Origin of the sequence: Arthrobacter sp. NyZ413, assembly GCF_049390645.1 — a bacterium.
Taxonomy (GTDB): domain Bacteria; phylum Actinomycetota; class Actinomycetes; order Actinomycetales; family Micrococcaceae; genus Arthrobacter.
Genome location: NZ_CP155434.1, coordinates 89715 through 105382, shown reverse-complemented (window position 1 = coordinate 105382; position 15668 = coordinate 89715). Strand labels below are relative to the sequence as shown.

15 protein-coding genes and 1 rRNA gene are annotated in these 15668 nt (G+C 63.8%); all 16 read right to left on the bottom strand.

What is annotated here, in order from left to right; translation table 11 throughout:
* Positions 1–310: 310 nt before the first annotated feature.
* Positions 311–1832 (bottom strand): 16S ribosomal RNA (locus tag ABCW42_RS00540).
* A 680-nt stretch (positions 1833–2512) separates the two neighbouring features.
* Positions 2513–3961, bottom strand: coding sequence for a DHA2 family efflux MFS transporter permease subunit (locus tag ABCW42_RS00535; protein ID WP_423183048.1), 1449 nt, complete (start codon positions 3959–3961; stop codon positions 2513–2515).
* Between the two features lie 133 nt (positions 3962–4094).
* Positions 4095–4997, bottom strand: a complete 903-nt coding sequence (panC, locus tag ABCW42_RS00530) for a pantoate--beta-alanine ligase (protein WP_423183047.1) — start codon at positions 4995–4997, stop codon at positions 4095–4097.
* Positions 4998–4999: 2 nt separating this feature from the next.
* Complete coding sequence (locus ABCW42_RS00525; protein WP_423183046.1) at positions 5000–5938, bottom strand: Rossmann-like and DUF2520 domain-containing protein; 939 nt, start codon at positions 5936–5938, stop codon at positions 5000–5002.
* Positions 5931–7403 (bottom strand): PH domain-containing protein, encoded by a 1473-nt coding sequence (locus ABCW42_RS00520; RefSeq protein ID WP_423183045.1) that lies wholly within the window; start codon positions 7401–7403, stop codon positions 5931–5933. Before ABCW42_RS00520 ends, ABCW42_RS00525 begins: the two co-directional genes overlap by 8 nt.
* A complete protein-coding gene (locus ABCW42_RS00515; protein WP_423183044.1) occupies positions 7400–7912 on the bottom strand; it encodes a PH domain-containing protein in 513 nt (170 codons plus the stop codon). The genes ABCW42_RS00520 and ABCW42_RS00515 overlap by 4 nt, the downstream gene beginning before the upstream one ends.
* On the bottom strand, positions 7893–8414 hold the full coding sequence (locus ABCW42_RS00510; protein WP_423183043.1) for a DUF3180 domain-containing protein: 522 nt from the start codon (positions 8412–8414) through the stop codon (positions 7893–7895). Before ABCW42_RS00510 ends, ABCW42_RS00515 begins: the two co-directional genes overlap by 20 nt.
* 3 nt (positions 8415–8417) lie before the next feature.
* On the bottom strand, positions 8418–8957 hold the full coding sequence (folK, locus tag ABCW42_RS00505; protein WP_423183042.1) for a 2-amino-4-hydroxy-6-hydroxymethyldihydropteridine diphosphokinase: 540 nt from the start codon (positions 8955–8957) through the stop codon (positions 8418–8420).
* The gene (folB, locus tag ABCW42_RS00500; RefSeq protein WP_133203872.1) at positions 8954–9313 is read right to left on the bottom strand and encodes a dihydroneopterin aldolase; all 360 of its coding nucleotides are present in this window, start codon (positions 9311–9313) and stop codon (positions 8954–8956) included. The genes folK and folB overlap by 4 nt, the downstream gene beginning before the upstream one ends.
* A gap of 29 nt (positions 9314–9342) precedes the next feature.
* Complete coding sequence (gene folP, locus ABCW42_RS00495; RefSeq protein ID WP_423184971.1) at positions 9343–10248, bottom strand: dihydropteroate synthase; 906 nt, start codon at positions 10246–10248, stop codon at positions 9343–9345.
* An 8-nt stretch (positions 10249–10256) separates the two neighbouring features.
* Positions 10257–10919, bottom strand: coding sequence for a GTP cyclohydrolase I FolE (gene folE / locus ABCW42_RS00490; protein ID WP_423183041.1), 663 nt, complete (start codon positions 10917–10919; stop codon positions 10257–10259).
* A gap of 10 nt (positions 10920–10929) precedes the next feature.
* Positions 10930–13011 carry an ATP-dependent zinc metalloprotease FtsH gene (gene ftsH, locus ABCW42_RS00485; RefSeq protein WP_423183040.1) on the bottom strand — a complete coding sequence of 694 codons (2082 nt, stop codon included), beginning with the start codon at positions 13009–13011 and terminating at the stop codon, positions 10930–10932.
* A gap of 224 nt (positions 13012–13235) precedes the next feature.
* A complete protein-coding gene (locus tag ABCW42_RS00480; RefSeq protein WP_423183039.1) occupies positions 13236–13793 on the bottom strand; it encodes a hypothetical protein in 558 nt (185 codons plus the stop codon).
* The gene (locus ABCW42_RS00475) at positions 13790–14524 is read right to left on the bottom strand and encodes a hypothetical protein (protein WP_423183038.1); all 735 of its coding nucleotides are present in this window, start codon (positions 14522–14524) and stop codon (positions 13790–13792) included. The genes ABCW42_RS00480 and ABCW42_RS00475 overlap by 4 nt, the downstream gene beginning before the upstream one ends.
* Entirely contained in the window at positions 14455–15030 is a 576-nt protein-coding gene (locus ABCW42_RS00470) for a signal peptidase I (RefSeq protein ID WP_423183037.1), read from the bottom strand. The genes ABCW42_RS00475 and ABCW42_RS00470 overlap by 70 nt, the downstream gene beginning before the upstream one ends.
* Complete coding sequence (locus tag ABCW42_RS00465; protein ID WP_423183036.1) at positions 15027–15662, bottom strand: SipW-dependent-type signal peptide-containing protein; 636 nt, start codon at positions 15660–15662, stop codon at positions 15027–15029. Before ABCW42_RS00465 ends, ABCW42_RS00470 begins: the two co-directional genes overlap by 4 nt.
* Positions 15663–15668: the final 6 nt, after the last annotated feature.

The following is a 15668-nucleotide window of genomic DNA, read 5'->3' as shown; positions in this document are numbered from 1 at the left end:
ACGCGCGCAGACCAGACACAAGGAAACCAGCAGGGCCTGTTGCCTCAGGACCCAACAGTGCACCAAACACCACCACACAACCCACACCCCGGACACGTTCCCCACACCCCCGCCTTCGAAAACGAAGGAAAGGCGTCGTACTAGCACCAGGGCACAGACCACACAGCCATGCCACCAAAAATGATTCGTTGATATTCCACCCATGAGCACCCGCCGCAGAACATCCGCCTGCGCAACGGGCTTGCTACCTGGCACCCGCCCCGCCAACCCCCACAGGGCCAACAGGACAACGATGCACAGCGCTCCTTAGAAAGGAGGTGATCCAGCCGCACCTTCCGGTACGGCTACCTTGTTACGACTTAGTCCCAATCGCCGGTCCCACCTTCGACGGCTCCCCCCACAAGGGTTAGGCCACCGGCTTCGGGTGTTACCAACTTTCGTGACTTGACGGGCGGTGTGTACAAGGCCCGGGAACGTATTCACCGCAGCGTTGCTGATCTGCGATTACTAGCGACTCCGACTTCATGGGGTCGAGTTGCAGACCCCAATCCGAACTGAGACCGGCTTTTTGGGATTAGCTCCACCTCACAGTATCGCAACCCTTTGTACCGGCCATTGTAGCATGCGTGAAGCCCAAGACATAAGGGGCATGATGATTTGACGTCGTCCCCACCTTCCTCCGAGTTGACCCCGGCAGTCTCCTATGAGTCCCCGGCCGAACCGCTGGCAACATAGAACGAGGGTTGCGCTCGTTGCGGGACTTAACCCAACATCTCACGACACGAGCTGACGACAACCATGCACCACCTGTGAACCAGCCTCAAGAGGGGAGCACATCTCTGCGCTTTACTAGTCCATGTCAAGCCTTGGTAAGGTTCTTCGCGTTGCATCGAATTAATCCGCATGCTCCGCCGCTTGTGCGGGCCCCCGTCAATTCCTTTGAGTTTTAGCCTTGCGGCCGTACTCCCCAGGCGGGGCACTTAATGCGTTAGCTACGGCGCGGAAAACGTGGAATGTCCCCCACACCTAGTGCCCAACGTTTACGGCATGGACTACCAGGGTATCTAATCCTGTTCGCTCCCCATGCTTTCGCTCCTCAGCGTCAGTTAATGCCCAGAGACCTGCCTTCGCCATCGGTGTTCCTCCTGATATCTGCGCATTTCACCGCTACACCAGGAATTCCAGTCTCCCCTACATCACTCTAGTCTGCCCGTACCCACTGCAGAACCGGAGTTGAGCCCCGGTCTTTCACAGCAGACGCGACAAACCGCCTACGAGCTCTTTACGCCCAATAATTCCGGATAACGCTTGCGCCCTACGTATTACCGCGGCTGCTGGCACGTAGTTAGCCGGCGCTTCTTCTGCAGGTACCGTCACTTACGCTTCTTCCCTACTGAAAGAGGTTTACAACCCGAAGGCCGTCATCCCTCACGCGGCGTCGCTGCATCAGGCTTGCGCCCATTGTGCAATATTCCCCACTGCTGCCTCCCGTAGGAGTCTGGGCCGTGTCTCAGTCCCAGTGTGGCCGGTCACCCTCTCAGGCCGGCTACCCGTCGTCGCCTTGGTAGGCCATTACCCCACCAACAAGCTGATAGGCCGCGAGTCCATCCAAAACCACAAAAGCTTTCCACCACCACCGCATGCGCGGAGCAGTCATATCCGGTATTAGACCCAGTTTCCCAGGCTTATCCCAGAGTCAAGGGCAGGTTACTCACGTGTTACTCACCCGTTCGCCACTAATCCACGGTGCAAGCACCGCTTCATCGTTCGACTTGCATGTGTTAAGCACGCCGCCAGCGTTCATCCTGAGCCAGGATCAAACTCTCCGTCAAAAAACAAAAACAGACACAACCATCCCCACCGGAAACAACGGCGAAAACAGCTGCACAAAATCTGAAACCAGCTGAACCAGACCCCACCCACAGGGGCGGACAAGGCCCGGCAAAACAACCAATTCAAAAAACAATCGGTATCAACAAACTTGGCACACTATTGAGTTCTCAAACAACAGACACACCCGACACCACCCAACCACACAGGCCAAGATCGCTCCGGAGCAACTTTCCAAACTTACCAGACACGCCCCGCCCCCGCAAATCCCCGAAACCAGGAACCCGCACCAGACACAACACATCCACGACCCCGGAAACCGCATTCGAACACACAAAAGCGAACCAAAAAATGGTTTCCATTTGAAAGGGAGTCGGTCGCAACAAACCCGCATCAGCGGCGGCGACTCGAACTACTCTACACACCCCCAACCCCCCACGCAAATCCACCCTTCAGACAGGCAAGAACCATCCAAAGACAAACACCACAAACATGACCCCATCACGCCAACCCCGTATGCGCCCGGATACTCCCGCCAAACGTGAGCCAGCCTCGGTACGCAACCAGTCCGTCGGGGGCAGACGCAAAACGGCGCCGCACCACCGGAAAGGTGCTGCGGCGCCGTCGAACTTTGAAAGCGTCGAATCCTGGAACGATCGCGCCCCAGGCTGGTTCAAGCAGGCTAATGCACCACGGCGCCCTCGGTCTTGCGCATCATTGCCGAAAGCACCACGGCGATGACGGAGATCACGGTGGCCGTCAAGAAGGCCGTCTGCATGCCGGCCACGAAGCCGGATGAGGCCGAGACCACGGCGAAAATCGATACGAGCAGCGCCGTGCCCGCGGCGCCGGCAACTTGCTGCAGTGTGCTCATGATCGCGGAACCGTGCGAATACAGGTGCGGCGGCAGCGGGTTGAGGCCGGTGGTGAATGACGGCGTGAACAGCAAAGCCAGGCCCAAACTCAGCACTGCGTAGAGCACAATCACCCACCACAACTGGCTGGAAGCGGTGAGCTGCGAGAACTGCCACAACGTGAGCACGAGCAAGAGTGAGCCGGTCACGGTGAGCGGGAGCGGCCCGACTTTGTCGAACAGCCGGCCGACCACCGGTCCGAGCAAGCCCATGGCCAAGCCGCCGGGCAGGAGGGCCAGACCGGTCTCCATGGGTTGCAGGTGCAGGATGTTCTGCAAGTACAGCGGCAGCAGGATGACGCCACCGAAAAGCGCCATCATGGCCACCACCATGAGGAGCGTGGATACGGTGAACATACGGAAGTTGAAGGCCCTCAGGTCAAGCAAGGGGGCGTCGGACTTCTGCAGCTTGAGTTGGCGGAACACGAACGCCACCATGCACAACACGCCGACAACCAGGGCGACGACCGGTAGGGCACTGGCCCCGCCGTTTCCGCCGATTTGGCTGAGTCCGTACACGAGGCCGCCGAATGCAGGCACGGTCAGGATCACAGAGACGAAGTCGAGCTTCACGTTGCCCTGCTCCCCCACGTTGGTGAGGAACTTGGCGCCGATAGCCATGGCGGCCAATGCCACAGGCAGCACGAAGACGAACATGAACCGCCATGAGAAGTGGTCCAGGATGATCCCCGAAACTGTGGGACCAAGCGCGGGTGCCACCGAAATCGCGATGGTTACGTTGCCCATCACGGCGCCGCGGCGGGACAAAGGCACGAGCGTCAGGATAGTGGTCATCAGCAGCGGAAGCATGATGGCCGTCCCTCCCGCTTGGACAATGCGGGCGAGCAGCAAGACGGGGAATCCCGGAGCCAATGCCGCGAGCAGCGTTCCGCTGCTGAACAGGCCGATCGCCAGCAGGAACGCTGCGCGGGTGGTGAGGCGCTGGAGGATGAATCCGGTGGTGGGAATGACCACGGCCATCGTCAGCATGAATCCAGTAGAGAGCCATTGGACAGTGGGCGGGTCCACTTTGAGGTCCGTCATAAGCCGCTGCAGTGCAACGTTCATGATGGTCTCGTTGAGGATCACGACGAATGTCGCCACAAGGAGCGTGACGATGACAGTCACGGACTCGCGCGACATTTTGTCGCTGGCGTGCTGTGTCCCCGTTGCCGGCACGGGTTTGCCGTGCGCGTCAGAAGTGATGTCGGTAGACATGAGGATCCCTCGGGTATGGGGTGCGGTGTCCGGCGCTCGGCACCGGTAAAGACTGCAACAGTCTAAGCCGCGTGCGCATTCCCGTCAGCAGGTTATTCCAAACGTTTGGGCGGGCGCACCCTAACGTTAACGGCTACGAACTCAGCGGCAGGTTGTCGATCAATCGCACGGGACCGACTTTCGCGGCGATGATCGCGAGGCCCTCCCCGCGGAACGGCGTGTCCTGGCAGTTTTCGGCGAGGGGTTCAAGCGTCCCGGGATCGACGACGTCGAAATAGTCCAGGCGCACGAGCGGCTGGGATTCAACGAGTGCGACGGCGGAGTCCAGGTCCAGCGGTTCGCGCGCCATGGCGCGGGACTCAAGGAGGCGAAGTGCCCGGGACAGCACCAAGGCGGCATCCTGTTCCGCTTCTGACAGGAACCTGTTCCGGCTGGAGAGCGCCAGTCCTTCTTCGCTGCGCACAGTGGGGACCGCGACGATGTCCACGGGAAAATTGAGGTCGGAGACCATCCGCTTCACGAGGGCGAGCTGCTGGGCATCTTTCTGACCGAAGTACGCCCGGTACGCGGCAGCACCGCCGTCGAACGCCGGACCGCCCGGCAAGCCGTAATGCAGCAGCTTGGCGACCACCGTCAAGGCGCCGTCGAAGTGTCCGGGCCGCGAGGCGCCTTCCCACTTCTCGCCCAACGGACCCGAAGTGACGCGGACCAGCGGTTCGCCGCCGGGGTAGACCTCGTCCACCGAGGGAGCGAAAACGAGGTCCACTCCTTCGGCGTCCAGGAGGTCCATGTCCGCCTCGAGGGTGCGCGGATAGCGGTCGAGGTCCGCGGCCTCACCAAACTGCAGCGGGTTCACGAAAATGGAGGCCACCACGACGTCGTTCTGTTCGACGGCGGCACGCGCCAGTGCCGCGTGGCCTGAGTGCAGCGCCCCCATCGTCGGGACCAGTCCCTGCGACGAACCCCGCTTTTCAAGGAGCAAGCGGGCGCTTTCGGCCCTCAGTTCCGCCGCGGTGGTCACAAGCTTGATGGCCATGGTCAGTTTCCTTCCTGTGTCCCGGCGGGGTTGCCGCCCGGACGGTCTTCGCCGTTGTCCGGCGTGCGTGGACCGTTAAGCGCGTTGGTGATGTCGCTGAACTGGTTCCCTTTGAGCAGCCCGCGGTTGAGTGCCCGCCGGGCCGTCGCGTGCGCCATGGCCCGGTAGGCGGCGAGGACGTCGCCGTCGAGCTCGTTGAGTGCTTCGGCGTGCGCGGCCACGGTGCCCACATCGCCCCGGGCCACGGGACCCGTGAGCGCGGATTCGCCCGACGCCAGCGCGTTTTCCAAAGTGGCGCGCAAGAGTGGACCCAACATCCGTTCGGGTGCCTCGACGCCGATCTGCCCCAAGAGTTCGGACGCCTGCGCCACGAGCGTCACCAAATGGTTCGAACCGTGTGCGAGTGCCGCGTGGTAGATTGTGCGGTCGGCCTCGGCGATGGCGACAGGTTCGGCACCCATCTCCACGACGAGCGCCTGGGCGATGGGCAGCATCGCGGCGTCGGCGGAGACTCCGAAGGTGCAGTCCATCAGGCGGGTCAAGTCCAAGCTCATGCCGGTAAACGTCATGGCGGGGTGGAGCGCGAGCGGGATGGCCCCCGCGGCGCGGACGGGCTTCAGGATCCCGACGCCGAAGCGGCCGGACGTGTGCGCCACAAGCTGGCCGGGCTGCCACGCACCGAGCTTCGCCAGCCCCTCCACGAGCTCACCGAGGGCGTCGTCCGGGACGGCAAGGAGGACCAGCTCGGAACGCTCGACGATGTCCTGGATTTCCAGGATGGGGACCCCCGGGAGCAGCGATTCCGCGCGCTCCCTGCTCGCCTCCGACACGGCGGACACCCCGACGACGGCGTGCTCGGCCGCGCGCAGGGCCGCACCCAGGACGGCACCCACCTTGCCGGCGCCGATGATTCCGACGCCAAGGCGTCCTGGCCTAGCCATGGTTCTGCTCCTCCGGGGTTGATGCTGTCCGTGCGACTTGATGGACAGGCGGAAGTTGGGCCAGCCACTGCTCGCTGGTCTGCAGCTTCCGGGCTTTGCGGGCACTCGCTGCTTGTTGGTCGAACAAGGCAACCGCAAGCTCCGTGGACACTTGGTAGAGCCTGGGTGCCACCGGCCCGGGCGTGGTGTGCAGGACGAGGTCGGCCACCTGGAACAAACGATCCAAAGGGCCCTGGTGGAGGGCCATGGACTGCGTCCGCTGGTGCGGGACGACCACCAACTTCCGCCACAAGCGCCCGGAGCGCAACAGCAACGCCGTGTCCGTGGAAAGGAAACCATTGCGCCGCCAGCCAAGGGGCGCGAGCGGCCAAGCCCGTTTTGGCGTCGTCACAAAACCTGCGTCCGAATCCAGTCCGGTCAGGCCAGCGGTGAACACTCTTTCGGGGTCCGCGATGCCGGGATCAGGCAGGACGAGCGAAAGCATCATCATCACCTCGGCTTTCCGGCCAACCGGAAGGAGCATGGTCCGGTGCTCACCTTCGCTGCGGCGATGTTCGCCATAGCCGGCGACGTTGACGTGGATCCGGAACCAGCCGAGGAGCCGCCACATGGGAGGCTGGGTGACCTTGAGCGCCTGGATCCGCCCGGGCGGCAGCGTCTGGGCTTGGGTATCCAAGAGCCCGTAACGCATGCGGATCCCATCGGGAGAAATCGCGGCGGTGAAGTTGTATCCCTTGTTGAAGGACCTCCAGTAGGCCGTCCCCAAACCGATGATCGCGGGAATCAAGTAGAGGATGAACGCCCGGGACTCGGTCAGCACCGAGGCCATGACGGAAGCGACCGCACTCAAGACGATGAAGACGCTCTGCTCGCTGAGGACCAGCGAACCGATGAGCCGACCAGGCGGGATATACAGCACCACCTGCTCGGGAGCCTCGGGCACCTCCACCGTTTCAGTGCCGTCGGCGATTCCTGCAGCGCGGCCCAAGATCGTGGCCCGGAGCTGCTTGGCCTCGCCAAGCTTCAGGTAGGAGAGCCGCACAGCCGAATGACCGGCGTCGGCGACCTCGAACTTCAACTCCGCAAGGCCGAAAATACGGGCCAGCAGGGGCTGGACGATGTCGATGGCTTGGACGCGGTCCAGCCGGGCCTGGCGTTGCTGCTTGAACAAGAACCCGGTGTTGACCCGGACATAGCCTTCGGCAAGCTGGTAGCGGGTGAAGTACCAGCTGAGGACGAACGATCCCAACGCCAACAAGAGCACGACGCCGCCGCCGGCCAACAGCCAAAGGGTGCGCTCGTTGATCTCGGCGCCGATGTTGCCCCGGCCCTGGAGGCTTCTTTCGAAAGTGTCGCGGCCGAAGAAGTAAACGATCGCGACGAGCGCCACCCAGCCCCGCACGAACGGCGACGCCGGGTGGACACGGTGCCAGTCGCCGTCGACCGCGGTCTTTTGCGGCGTCACAGTCCGGCCAGCCTCGCTTCGCCACGTGCCGAAAGCTGCTCGCGCAAGCGCGCACCTTCAGCCGCGGGGAGGCCCGGCAAGTGGGCCATGGTCCCGGCCGATGCGGTGTGGAGCTTGACGGTGCACAGCCCGAGGATCCGTTCGACCGGCCCGACGGCGACATCGACATACTGCATCCTGCCGTACGGAACCACCATGGTCCGTTGGAAGAAAATTCCGCGGCGGATGAGGAGGTCCTCGTTGCGTTCCGCGTAGCCGATGGCCCGGACCTGCCGCGGGATCAATACGAGGCGCCACAAGGCGAGCACCACGAAGAAGGCGGGCAAAGCGACAGCGAACCACAGCGGCGGCCACGTCCACCACCCGAGTTGCACGAAAAGCAACGGCAGGCTGACGGCGGCGACCAGGATCACGTTGCGGACAGCCCACTCGACGAGCCTCACCGTCACGTACTTCGACGAAACGCGCAACCATTCGACGCCCGGAGGATCAATCGCCGCGGTATGCATACTCGCCCTCACCCTTGGCCTCGCCGTGGCGGCGGTCCTGCAAGCCCGTTCCGCCTTCCATGTCCTCCGGAGGGATCCGGCAGAACCGCTCAACCACGAGTCCCACGATGGTCATGACGAGCCCGCCGCCGCCCATGATGAGCGCGAGCCAAAGAATTCCCTGGTCGCTGCGAAGGGTCCAGATCCGGAGCTGCTCAATCACGATTCCCACGTGCCAACCAAGCAGGACAGCGCCAGCATAAGCGCAGGCCTGGGCCAGGATGAGGGTTCGTGCCGCGAGGATCGGGCTAAGGAGGGTCTTTTTCTTGCCATTGCGCCACCGCAGCACGCGGATGCCCATCACCAGGGTGAGCACGGCGATGACGCCCATGGTGACCAGCGCGGACGGCGGAAGGACCGGGGTGGCCATGCCGTAGCGCGTGGTGGCAATGGTGACCAGCCAGCCGGCCGCGGCAAGGACGACGACGATCATCGCCAACAGAAGGGGACGCATTGCCTTCATGGCCTACTCCACCGCACCCGTGGCAGCTATGGTTCCCGGCTCGTCGAATCCGTCGAAAGGCCGGAGCCCGGGGAAGTCCTCCGCCTTCGCTGCGAGCTCCGCCACGCTTTCGCCGTCGAGGCTCGCCGCGGGATCCAGCAGGGCCCACGGATACAGGACAAACGCCCGTTCCGCCGCGCGCGGATGCGGCAAGGTCAGCGTTTCGTCGTCGCTGGTGACATCGCCGTACACGATGATGTCCACGTCAAGGGTGCGCGGACCCCAGCGGACCTCGCGGACCCGGTGGTGCTTTTGCTCGACCTCGTGGCAGTGCTGCAACAATTCGAGCGGCGAGAGCGTGGTTTCGATCGCGATCACCATGTTGAGGAAATCCGGCTGGCCCGCAGGCCCGCCCACGGCTTTGGTCTGCACCACAGGGGAGACCCCGAGCAAGCGGATTTCCGGGCCGTCCACGAGGTCCGCGACGGCGGTGGACAGGGTGTCGTTACGCTCACCGAGGTTGCTGCCAAGTGCAAGGATCGATTTCGTGAAACGCGAAGTCATGTGCGCTCCCGGTGGACGCTGACTGTGACGTCGCCGAAAGGCACCTCGATGGGAGCCTTGGGCTTGTGGACCGTGACGTCGACGGCGGCAACGTCAAAGCCGTCCAGGATGCCTTCCGCGATCCGCACGGCAAGGGCCTCGATGAGGTTGAGCGGCTCGCCGCTGATGAGGGAAGTGATGAATTCGGCAACTTCGCCGTAGTGGGCCGTGTGCTGCAGGTCGTCGGTCTCCGCGGCCTTGGTGAAGTCCTTGTACAGCACCGCGTCCACGACGAATGGCTGGCCGTCCCGCCGTTCGAAGTCGAAGACTCCGTGATGCCCGACGGCGGTCACGCCGGTCAGTGTAATCTTGTCCAAACCGGTCCTTCCCCCTTTGCTCACGAGACCTAGTGCCTGACGCGCGCGGCGACCTTGACCGCATCGAGGCTGGGTCCGACGTCGTGCACGCGCACGGCCCAGGCGCCGTTGGCCGCGCTGATGGCGGTAATCGCAGCCGTGGCGTGGTCCCGCTCCTCGGGAGCGGCGGCCTTACCGGCAACGGTCAGAAGGGTTCCGAGGAAGCGCTTGCGCGATGCGCCGATCAAGACCTTGTGGCCCAGTTCGTCGAGCCTGTCGGCGTACTTGAGGAGCTGCCAGTTCTGCTCCTCGTCCTTGGAGAAGCCCAGGCCTGGATCGATGATGATCTGCTCCGGCGCCACCCCTGCCTCGTAGAGCTTGTCGCGGACTTCCTTGAGTTCCGCGATGACTTCTTCGACGACATCGCCGTAGTCAGCCAGGCTGTTCATGGTTTCCGCGTTGCCACGGCGGTGCGTCAGGACATACGGCACTTTGGTGCGTGCCACGAGTTCGACCATTTCCGGTTCGATGCTCAGGCCCGAAACGTCGTTGATGATCGCCGCGCCGGCCTCCAGGGCAGCGGCGGCCGTGGATGCATGCGTCGTATCGATGCTGACGAGCGCTCCGGCCTTCACGAGCGCCTGGACGACGGGAATGACTCTGCGCTGTTCTTCCTCGGGCGAGACCGCCTCCGCGCCCGGCCGGGTGGATTCCCCGCCGACGTCGATGATGTCCGCGCCCGCGTACAACATGCGCAAGCCGTGCGCGATCGCGGAATCCGCTGTGGGGTGCTTACCGCCGTCGCTGAACGAATCAGGAGTGGCGTTCAGAATTCCCATGACGAGCGTGCGGTCGGCCGGCAAGTCCGCGAAGCGTGCGGCTGGGCGGGGTTTGCGGAGGATAGGCAGGGGGCTCGTTGCCGGTCCCGTGCCTGGGGCTGCTGCGAGGGAATCCATCGTGTTCATTACCTTCCGAGTATGAGGCTCATGGCTTCGGCACGGGTGGCCGGGTCATGGAGCTGCCCGCGAACCGCACTGGTGACGGTCTTCGCGCCGGGCTTGCGAATGCCACGCATGGACATGCACATGTGTTCGCATTCGACGACGACGATCGCACCCCGGGGTTTGAGGTGGGTGACCAAGGCGTCGACGATCTGGGTGGTGAGGCGTTCCTGCACTTGGGGACGACGCGCATAGATGTCAACGAGGCGGGCAAGCTTGCTCAGCCCGGTCACCTTGCCATCGTGCGAGGGGATGTACCCGACGTGGGCTACCCCATGGAACGGCACCAAATGGTGTTCGCACGTGGAGTAGAACGGGATGTCCTTGACCAACACGAGTTCCTCGTGATCGAGGTCGAATGTGGTGGACAAAACGTGCTCGGGATCCTGGTGGAGGCCGGCGAAGACCTCGGCATACGCCTTGGCCACCCGCTTTGGCGTGTCCAGGAGTCCCCCGCGGTCCGGGTCCTCTCCCACGGCGATCAGGATCTCGCGGACGGCCGCCTCGATGCGGGGGCGGTCGACCTTGCTGTGGGAGTGGTGGTGGCCTGCCGGGGATGCCTCCGGATCGCCGGCAGGCGAACCGCCGAAGGCACCACTAAAGTCGTCGTCGTCGATGTGAGTCACAGCAGAAAGCTTAGCCGTGATGCGAAACGTCGGTGCCCGCGTCCGGACCTGCGCCTGCGGCGGGACCCGAGAAGGACTCTTGGCTGCTGACTCCCTGGGGGTGCGGAGGCTGGGCATCCAGGGGTTCCTTCAAGCGGGCTTCCTTGGCCTGCTCCTGCGCCTCGCGTTCAGCCCTCTCAGCCCGGCTTTCCACCGGTGGGATCGTCTGCACGGGGCGGGATTCCTTGGACAGCCAGATCTCGCGGAAGTCCCGCTTCCGGACATCCCGGAAGATGTCCGCGATCTCGCCCTGGTTCAGGGTCTCGCGCTCAAGCAATTCAAGGGCCAGGCGGTCAAGGATGTCCCGGTTTTCGGTGAGGATCGCATACGCTTCGTCGTGGGCTTGGTCGATCAAGCGGCGGACTTCCTCGTCAACGATGTAGGCCACCGAGTCGGAGTAGTTCCGCTCCTGCGCCATGTCCCTGCCGAGGAACGGCTCGCCGCCGCCTTGGCCAAGCTTCACGGCGCCGATGCGCTCGCTCATGCCGAACTGCGTAACCATCTTCCGGGCAGTTCCCGTGGCCTTCTCGATGTCATTGGAAGCGCCCGTCGAAGGATCGTGGAACACGATTTCCTCGGCGACACGGCCGCCCATCGCGTAGGCCATCTGGTCCAGGAGTTCATTGCGGGTGACCGAGTACTTGTCGTCCTCCGGCACAACCATGGTGTAGCCAAGGGCGCGGCCACGGGGCAGGATGGTGATCTTCGTGACCGGGGCCGAATTGCGGAGGGCCGCCGCCACGAGCGCGTGACCACCTTCGTGGTACGCCGTGATCTTCCGTTCCATTTCCTTCATGACGCGGCTGCGCTTCTGCGGACCTGCCATGACGCGGTCGATCGCTTCGTCGAGCGCGCGGTCGTCGATCAGGTTGGCGTTGGAGCGGGCCGTCAAAAGCGCGGCTTCGTTAAGCACGTTAGCGAGGTCGGCACCCGTGTAGCCCGGAGTCTTCTTGGCAACGGCCTTGAGGTCGACGCCGTGGGCCATGGGCTTGCCCTTGGAGTGGACATTCAGGATTTGCTCGCGGCCGACCAGGTCCGGTGCTTCAACAGTGACCTGGCGGTCGAAACGGCCCGGACGCAGCAACGCGGGGTCAAGGACGTCGGGGCGGTTGGTCGCAGCGATCAGGATGACGTTGGTCTTGACGTCGAAGCCGTCCATTTCAACCAGGAGCTGGTTGAGGGTCTGCTCGCGTTCGTCGTTGCCGCCGCCGATGCCGGCGCCACGGTGACGACCGACGGCGTCGATTTCGTCGACGAAGATGATGGCCGGGGAATTGGCCTTGGCTTGCTCGAAGAGGTCGCGGACGCGGGAAGCGCCGACGCCAACGAACATTTCAACGAAGTCCGAACCGGAGATGGAGAAGAACGGCACGCCGGCCTCACCCGCGACAGCGCGGGCCAGGAGGGTCTTACCGGTACCGGGAGGGCCATAAAGCAGCACGCCCTTGGGAATCTTCGCGCCGACTGCCTGGAACTTGCTCGGCTCCTGGAGGAATTCCTTGATTTCCTGGAGCTCTTCGACAGCTTCATCCGCACCGGCGACATCAGCGAAGGTCACTTGCGGCATGTCCTTGTTGACCAACTTGGCCTTGGACTTGCCGAATTGCATCACCTTCGAGCCGCCGCCCTGCATCCGGGAGAGCAGGAACCAGAACAGCACGCCCAGCAGCAAGACGGGAACAAGGAGCGAGAACAGTCCGGAGAACCAGTTGTTCTCGACGGGCTGGTCCGTGAAGCCCTTGGCCGGCGCGGCGTTGGTGACAGCTTTCACTACGTCTCCGCTGCGGGCGGTGACGTAGAAGAACTGGACATTCTTGCCCTTGTCCTGGCCGTCGATGACGAGATCGTCCTTGAGCGTCAGGTCGACGCGGTTTTCGGCGTCGTAGATTTTTGCCTGGTCGACTTTGCCGCTCTGCGCAAGGAGCGCCAAGCCTTTATCCGTATCGATGCGAGTGGATCCACCGGGGGCAAGGGTTGCAAATGCCACCAGGAGCAAGCCGACTACGACAACAATCCAGATGCCCGGGCCCTTGAAGAAATTCTTAGCTTTCATCTGTTCGGGGGCCAGCCCCGTCCCTCCTGGTAGTGCTGCACGGCGCATCCTCTGCGCGCGTGTGGTGCTGCGTCAGTTTCTAGCTTTACACCGTTCGGAGTGATTCACGCATAGTGAGGTGCAAAAGTTCCCTCTAGGCGTACACGGAATATCGCTGCATCCTACCGATTCACGGCACGTATTGTGCCTGACGTGTTGTGACTACGCGTTGTCGCTGCGCGCTGTCACTGCACGGCGCATGTTGGGTTGCTGCCCACGAGCCCCATGGAGGCGTTGGCCACGGCCAACGTGGAGACCCAGCCTGAGCCGTCCTTGGTTTGCAGATAGACCCCGTATGATCCGCCAAGCAATCCGCTCAGGATTCCAGACTTGAACTGCGTCGTATACACGCCCGAGACAGGGCCAGTTGTGCTGAGGTTGCTTCCCAACGCTACTGGAGTGAGATTCGCCAAACTTCCTCCACTCGCAACGAAGTAGCTGACGTTCGCTGGTGCCGAGTACGCGGACCCCGCGGGAAATCGCCAGTTAACCGTGATCACAGGGTTGGTGCCGAGCGTACCGGGATCGAGGGCGCAAGGGCTGATCATGACCGGGGGCGCAATGGTTGCCGCCGTCAGTGTTCCGGCGCCAAACTCGGAATCGGTCCAGCTCGCCTCGGTTGCCGGGGTTCCGGCAGGGACGGACAGGACGGCCGCGAGTCCGGCTGCCGCGGCCGATCCCCGGAACCTGCGCCAACGTGAGACTCCTGCTCGATGTCCGGAGGACGTCGCCAACCTTTTCATGAGGCCCGCGCCCGGGCTGCAAACCGCGCTGCGAAGGTCCCCGCCAGGACCGCGCCGAGGCCAAGGAGGGCAAAGATCCCCAACCGGAAGCCGGTGTTCGCGAGGCCTGTGCCGCGAACGTCCTGCGCAGTGGCGGGCTCCCCCATTGCGTCCACTCGGGCGGTGATCCTGGTGGAAAGCCCTTGTGCGCTGTTGCCGGCCGACGGCGACAACGTCACGTTCAGTAGCAGTTCGACGCCGGACGGGATCCCGCCGTCGGGATTTGCGAGGCTGGTCGGGGTGCCCAAGGAGGAAAGCGGCCTCGGCGGGATGACCGTCTTTTCGCCGGACGGGCAGGTCCGTGCCGCCCAGCCCGTGGCGCAGCTGAGCACTTCCACCGTGACCAGTCGCGCCAAGTCATCCGATGCGGCAAGTTGCCCAAGAGGCGCGTCGGCCAGGAGCCGGATTTTTAGGTCATGCAGCGTCACCGCCCTGGTGGTCACCCCGATACTCCACCGACTGGTGGATCCGGGAACCAAGACAGCGGGCGGGTTGCTGCCTCCGTGCGTCAGGATCAAATCCGGCCCGTCTGCCGCGGCTGCGGCCGGTACAGGAGCTGCGGCGACCAGGCCGAGCACCACCGGCACAACACTTGCCGCGACGCGGAACCGCCCGCGCCCGGTCATGTCCGTACCCCAGTCCGCGCCCGCCGGTCCTTGCCGGGATGCTCCGGCCGGGGCCACAACGCCCATGTCACCAGGACGGCGACCGCGACCGTGGTATCGCCCAGCACCCAGGGGTTGGATGCTCCCGCGACAATGTAGGCAAGGCCCGGTACCGAGTAGAGCACGATCCGGACTTTGGAGACGGTGTAAGGAGCGGGATCTTCCACGCGGTTGGCGTCGCCCTTAAGCGTCAGGACAGATGCACCACCGTCGGCCGACTTGACGGATGTGACCCGGTGGGTGACAGGCAGTCGTCCCGGCCGGTCAACCGTCACGACGTCCCCGACCCGGACGCTCGACGCCGGCACCTCACGCACGACGGCCAGCGATCCGGCGGGGATCGCGGGAGACATCGATCCGGTCTTGAACATGATGAGCGTGACATGGAAAACGATGGCGGCCAAGGTCAGGAGGATGCAGGCCGCCCCGCCTATCGCAGCAAGGTTGAGCAGCGTCTCGCGCACGACGTCGGCCGGCCGCCTGCTGCTGCTGCGTTTCCGCTGACGGCGCCCTTGGGTTGCAGTCACGGTCATGTGTCGGAGGTTCCCTTGATTTCCCACGTGACGCCAACGTTCGTGCCTTGCAGGGCATTGTCTGCCGATGCCTTCATGGTGATTTCGAAACACAGTTGCGTGGGATTCGCCGAGTTCGCGGCCACGGCCGTCGCCGCCCCTACCGTACCCAGCGGGACTTTCGACGCCGAGGATCCCGCGATATAGCTTGCCCCGGCAGTGAATTGGCTGGAATCGCAGGCCCCGGAGGCGTAGCGCACCACACGGTAATCGAGGGCAGCGGCCAAGGATGCATTGCCGGAAGTCGTGGCGCCTTGGAGGGCCAAGGTGCCGGAAAGCGAACCGGCGGTAGTGCGGATCCAGATGGGAGCGTAGTTGACGGACGTCGGCGACATCCCCGCCGGATCGAACGCCATGGTCGCGGCGGCCCCGGACGTTGGGTGTGCCTGCCACGTGCCTCCTGCGTTGATGGAGGACTCGATCTGGAACGAACTGGCTGTGAACGTCCCCGTCGCGAACTCCGAATCATTCCAGGCAGCGAGGGTCAGCGTACTTCCAACGCCAAGGACAAGGCCCCCGGCAAGGACCGCACGCACGCGAAGCAAACGCTGGCGGCCCTGGTCGGGCCGACGGGCCGTCCTGCGTCCGGACATGGCGGG

Bases quoted from the DNA above. Each gene is read 5' to 3' on its own strand.
- ABCW42_RS00470 (WP_423183037.1), bottom strand. From the start codon at position 15,030: ATGACCGTGACTGCAACCCAAGGGCGCCGTCAGCGGAAACGCAGCAGC.
- ABCW42_RS00480 (WP_423183039.1), bottom strand. From the start codon at position 13,793: ATGAAAAGGTTGGCGACGTCCTCCGGACATCGAGCAGGAGTCTCACGT.
- ABCW42_RS00465 (WP_423183036.1), bottom strand. From the start codon at position 15,662: ATGTCCGGACGCAGGACGGCCCGTCGGCCCGACCAGGGCCGCCAGCGT.
- panC (WP_423183047.1), bottom strand. From the start codon at position 4,997: ATGGCCATCAAGCTTGTGACCACCGCGGCGGAACTGAGGGCCGAAAGC.
- ftsH (WP_423183040.1), bottom strand. From the start codon at position 13,011: ATGAAAGCTAAGAATTTCTTCAAGGGCCCGGGCATCTGGATTGTTGTC.
- ABCW42_RS00535 (WP_423183048.1), bottom strand. From the start codon at position 3,961: ATGTCTACCGACATCACTTCTGACGCGCACGGCAAACCCGTGCCGGCA.
- folK (WP_423183042.1), bottom strand. From the start codon at position 8,957: ATGACTTCGCGTTTCACGAAATCGATCCTTGCACTTGGCAGCAACCTC.
- ABCW42_RS00510 (WP_423183043.1), bottom strand. From the start codon at position 8,414: ATGAAGGCAATGCGTCCCCTTCTGTTGGCGATGATCGTCGTCGTCCTT.
- folP (WP_423184971.1), bottom strand. From the start codon at position 10,248: ATGGATTCCCTCGCAGCAGCCCCAGGCACGGGACCGGCAACGAGCCCC.
- ABCW42_RS00475 (WP_423183038.1), bottom strand. From the start codon at position 14,524: ATGGGCGTTGTGGCCCCGGCCGGAGCATCCCGGCAAGGACCGGCGGGC.
- ABCW42_RS00525 (WP_423183046.1), bottom strand. From the start codon at position 5,938: ATGGCTAGGCCAGGACGCCTTGGCGTCGGAATCATCGGCGCCGGCAAG.
- ABCW42_RS00515 (WP_423183044.1), bottom strand. From the start codon at position 7,912: ATGCATACCGCGGCGATTGATCCTCCGGGCGTCGAATGGTTGCGCGTT.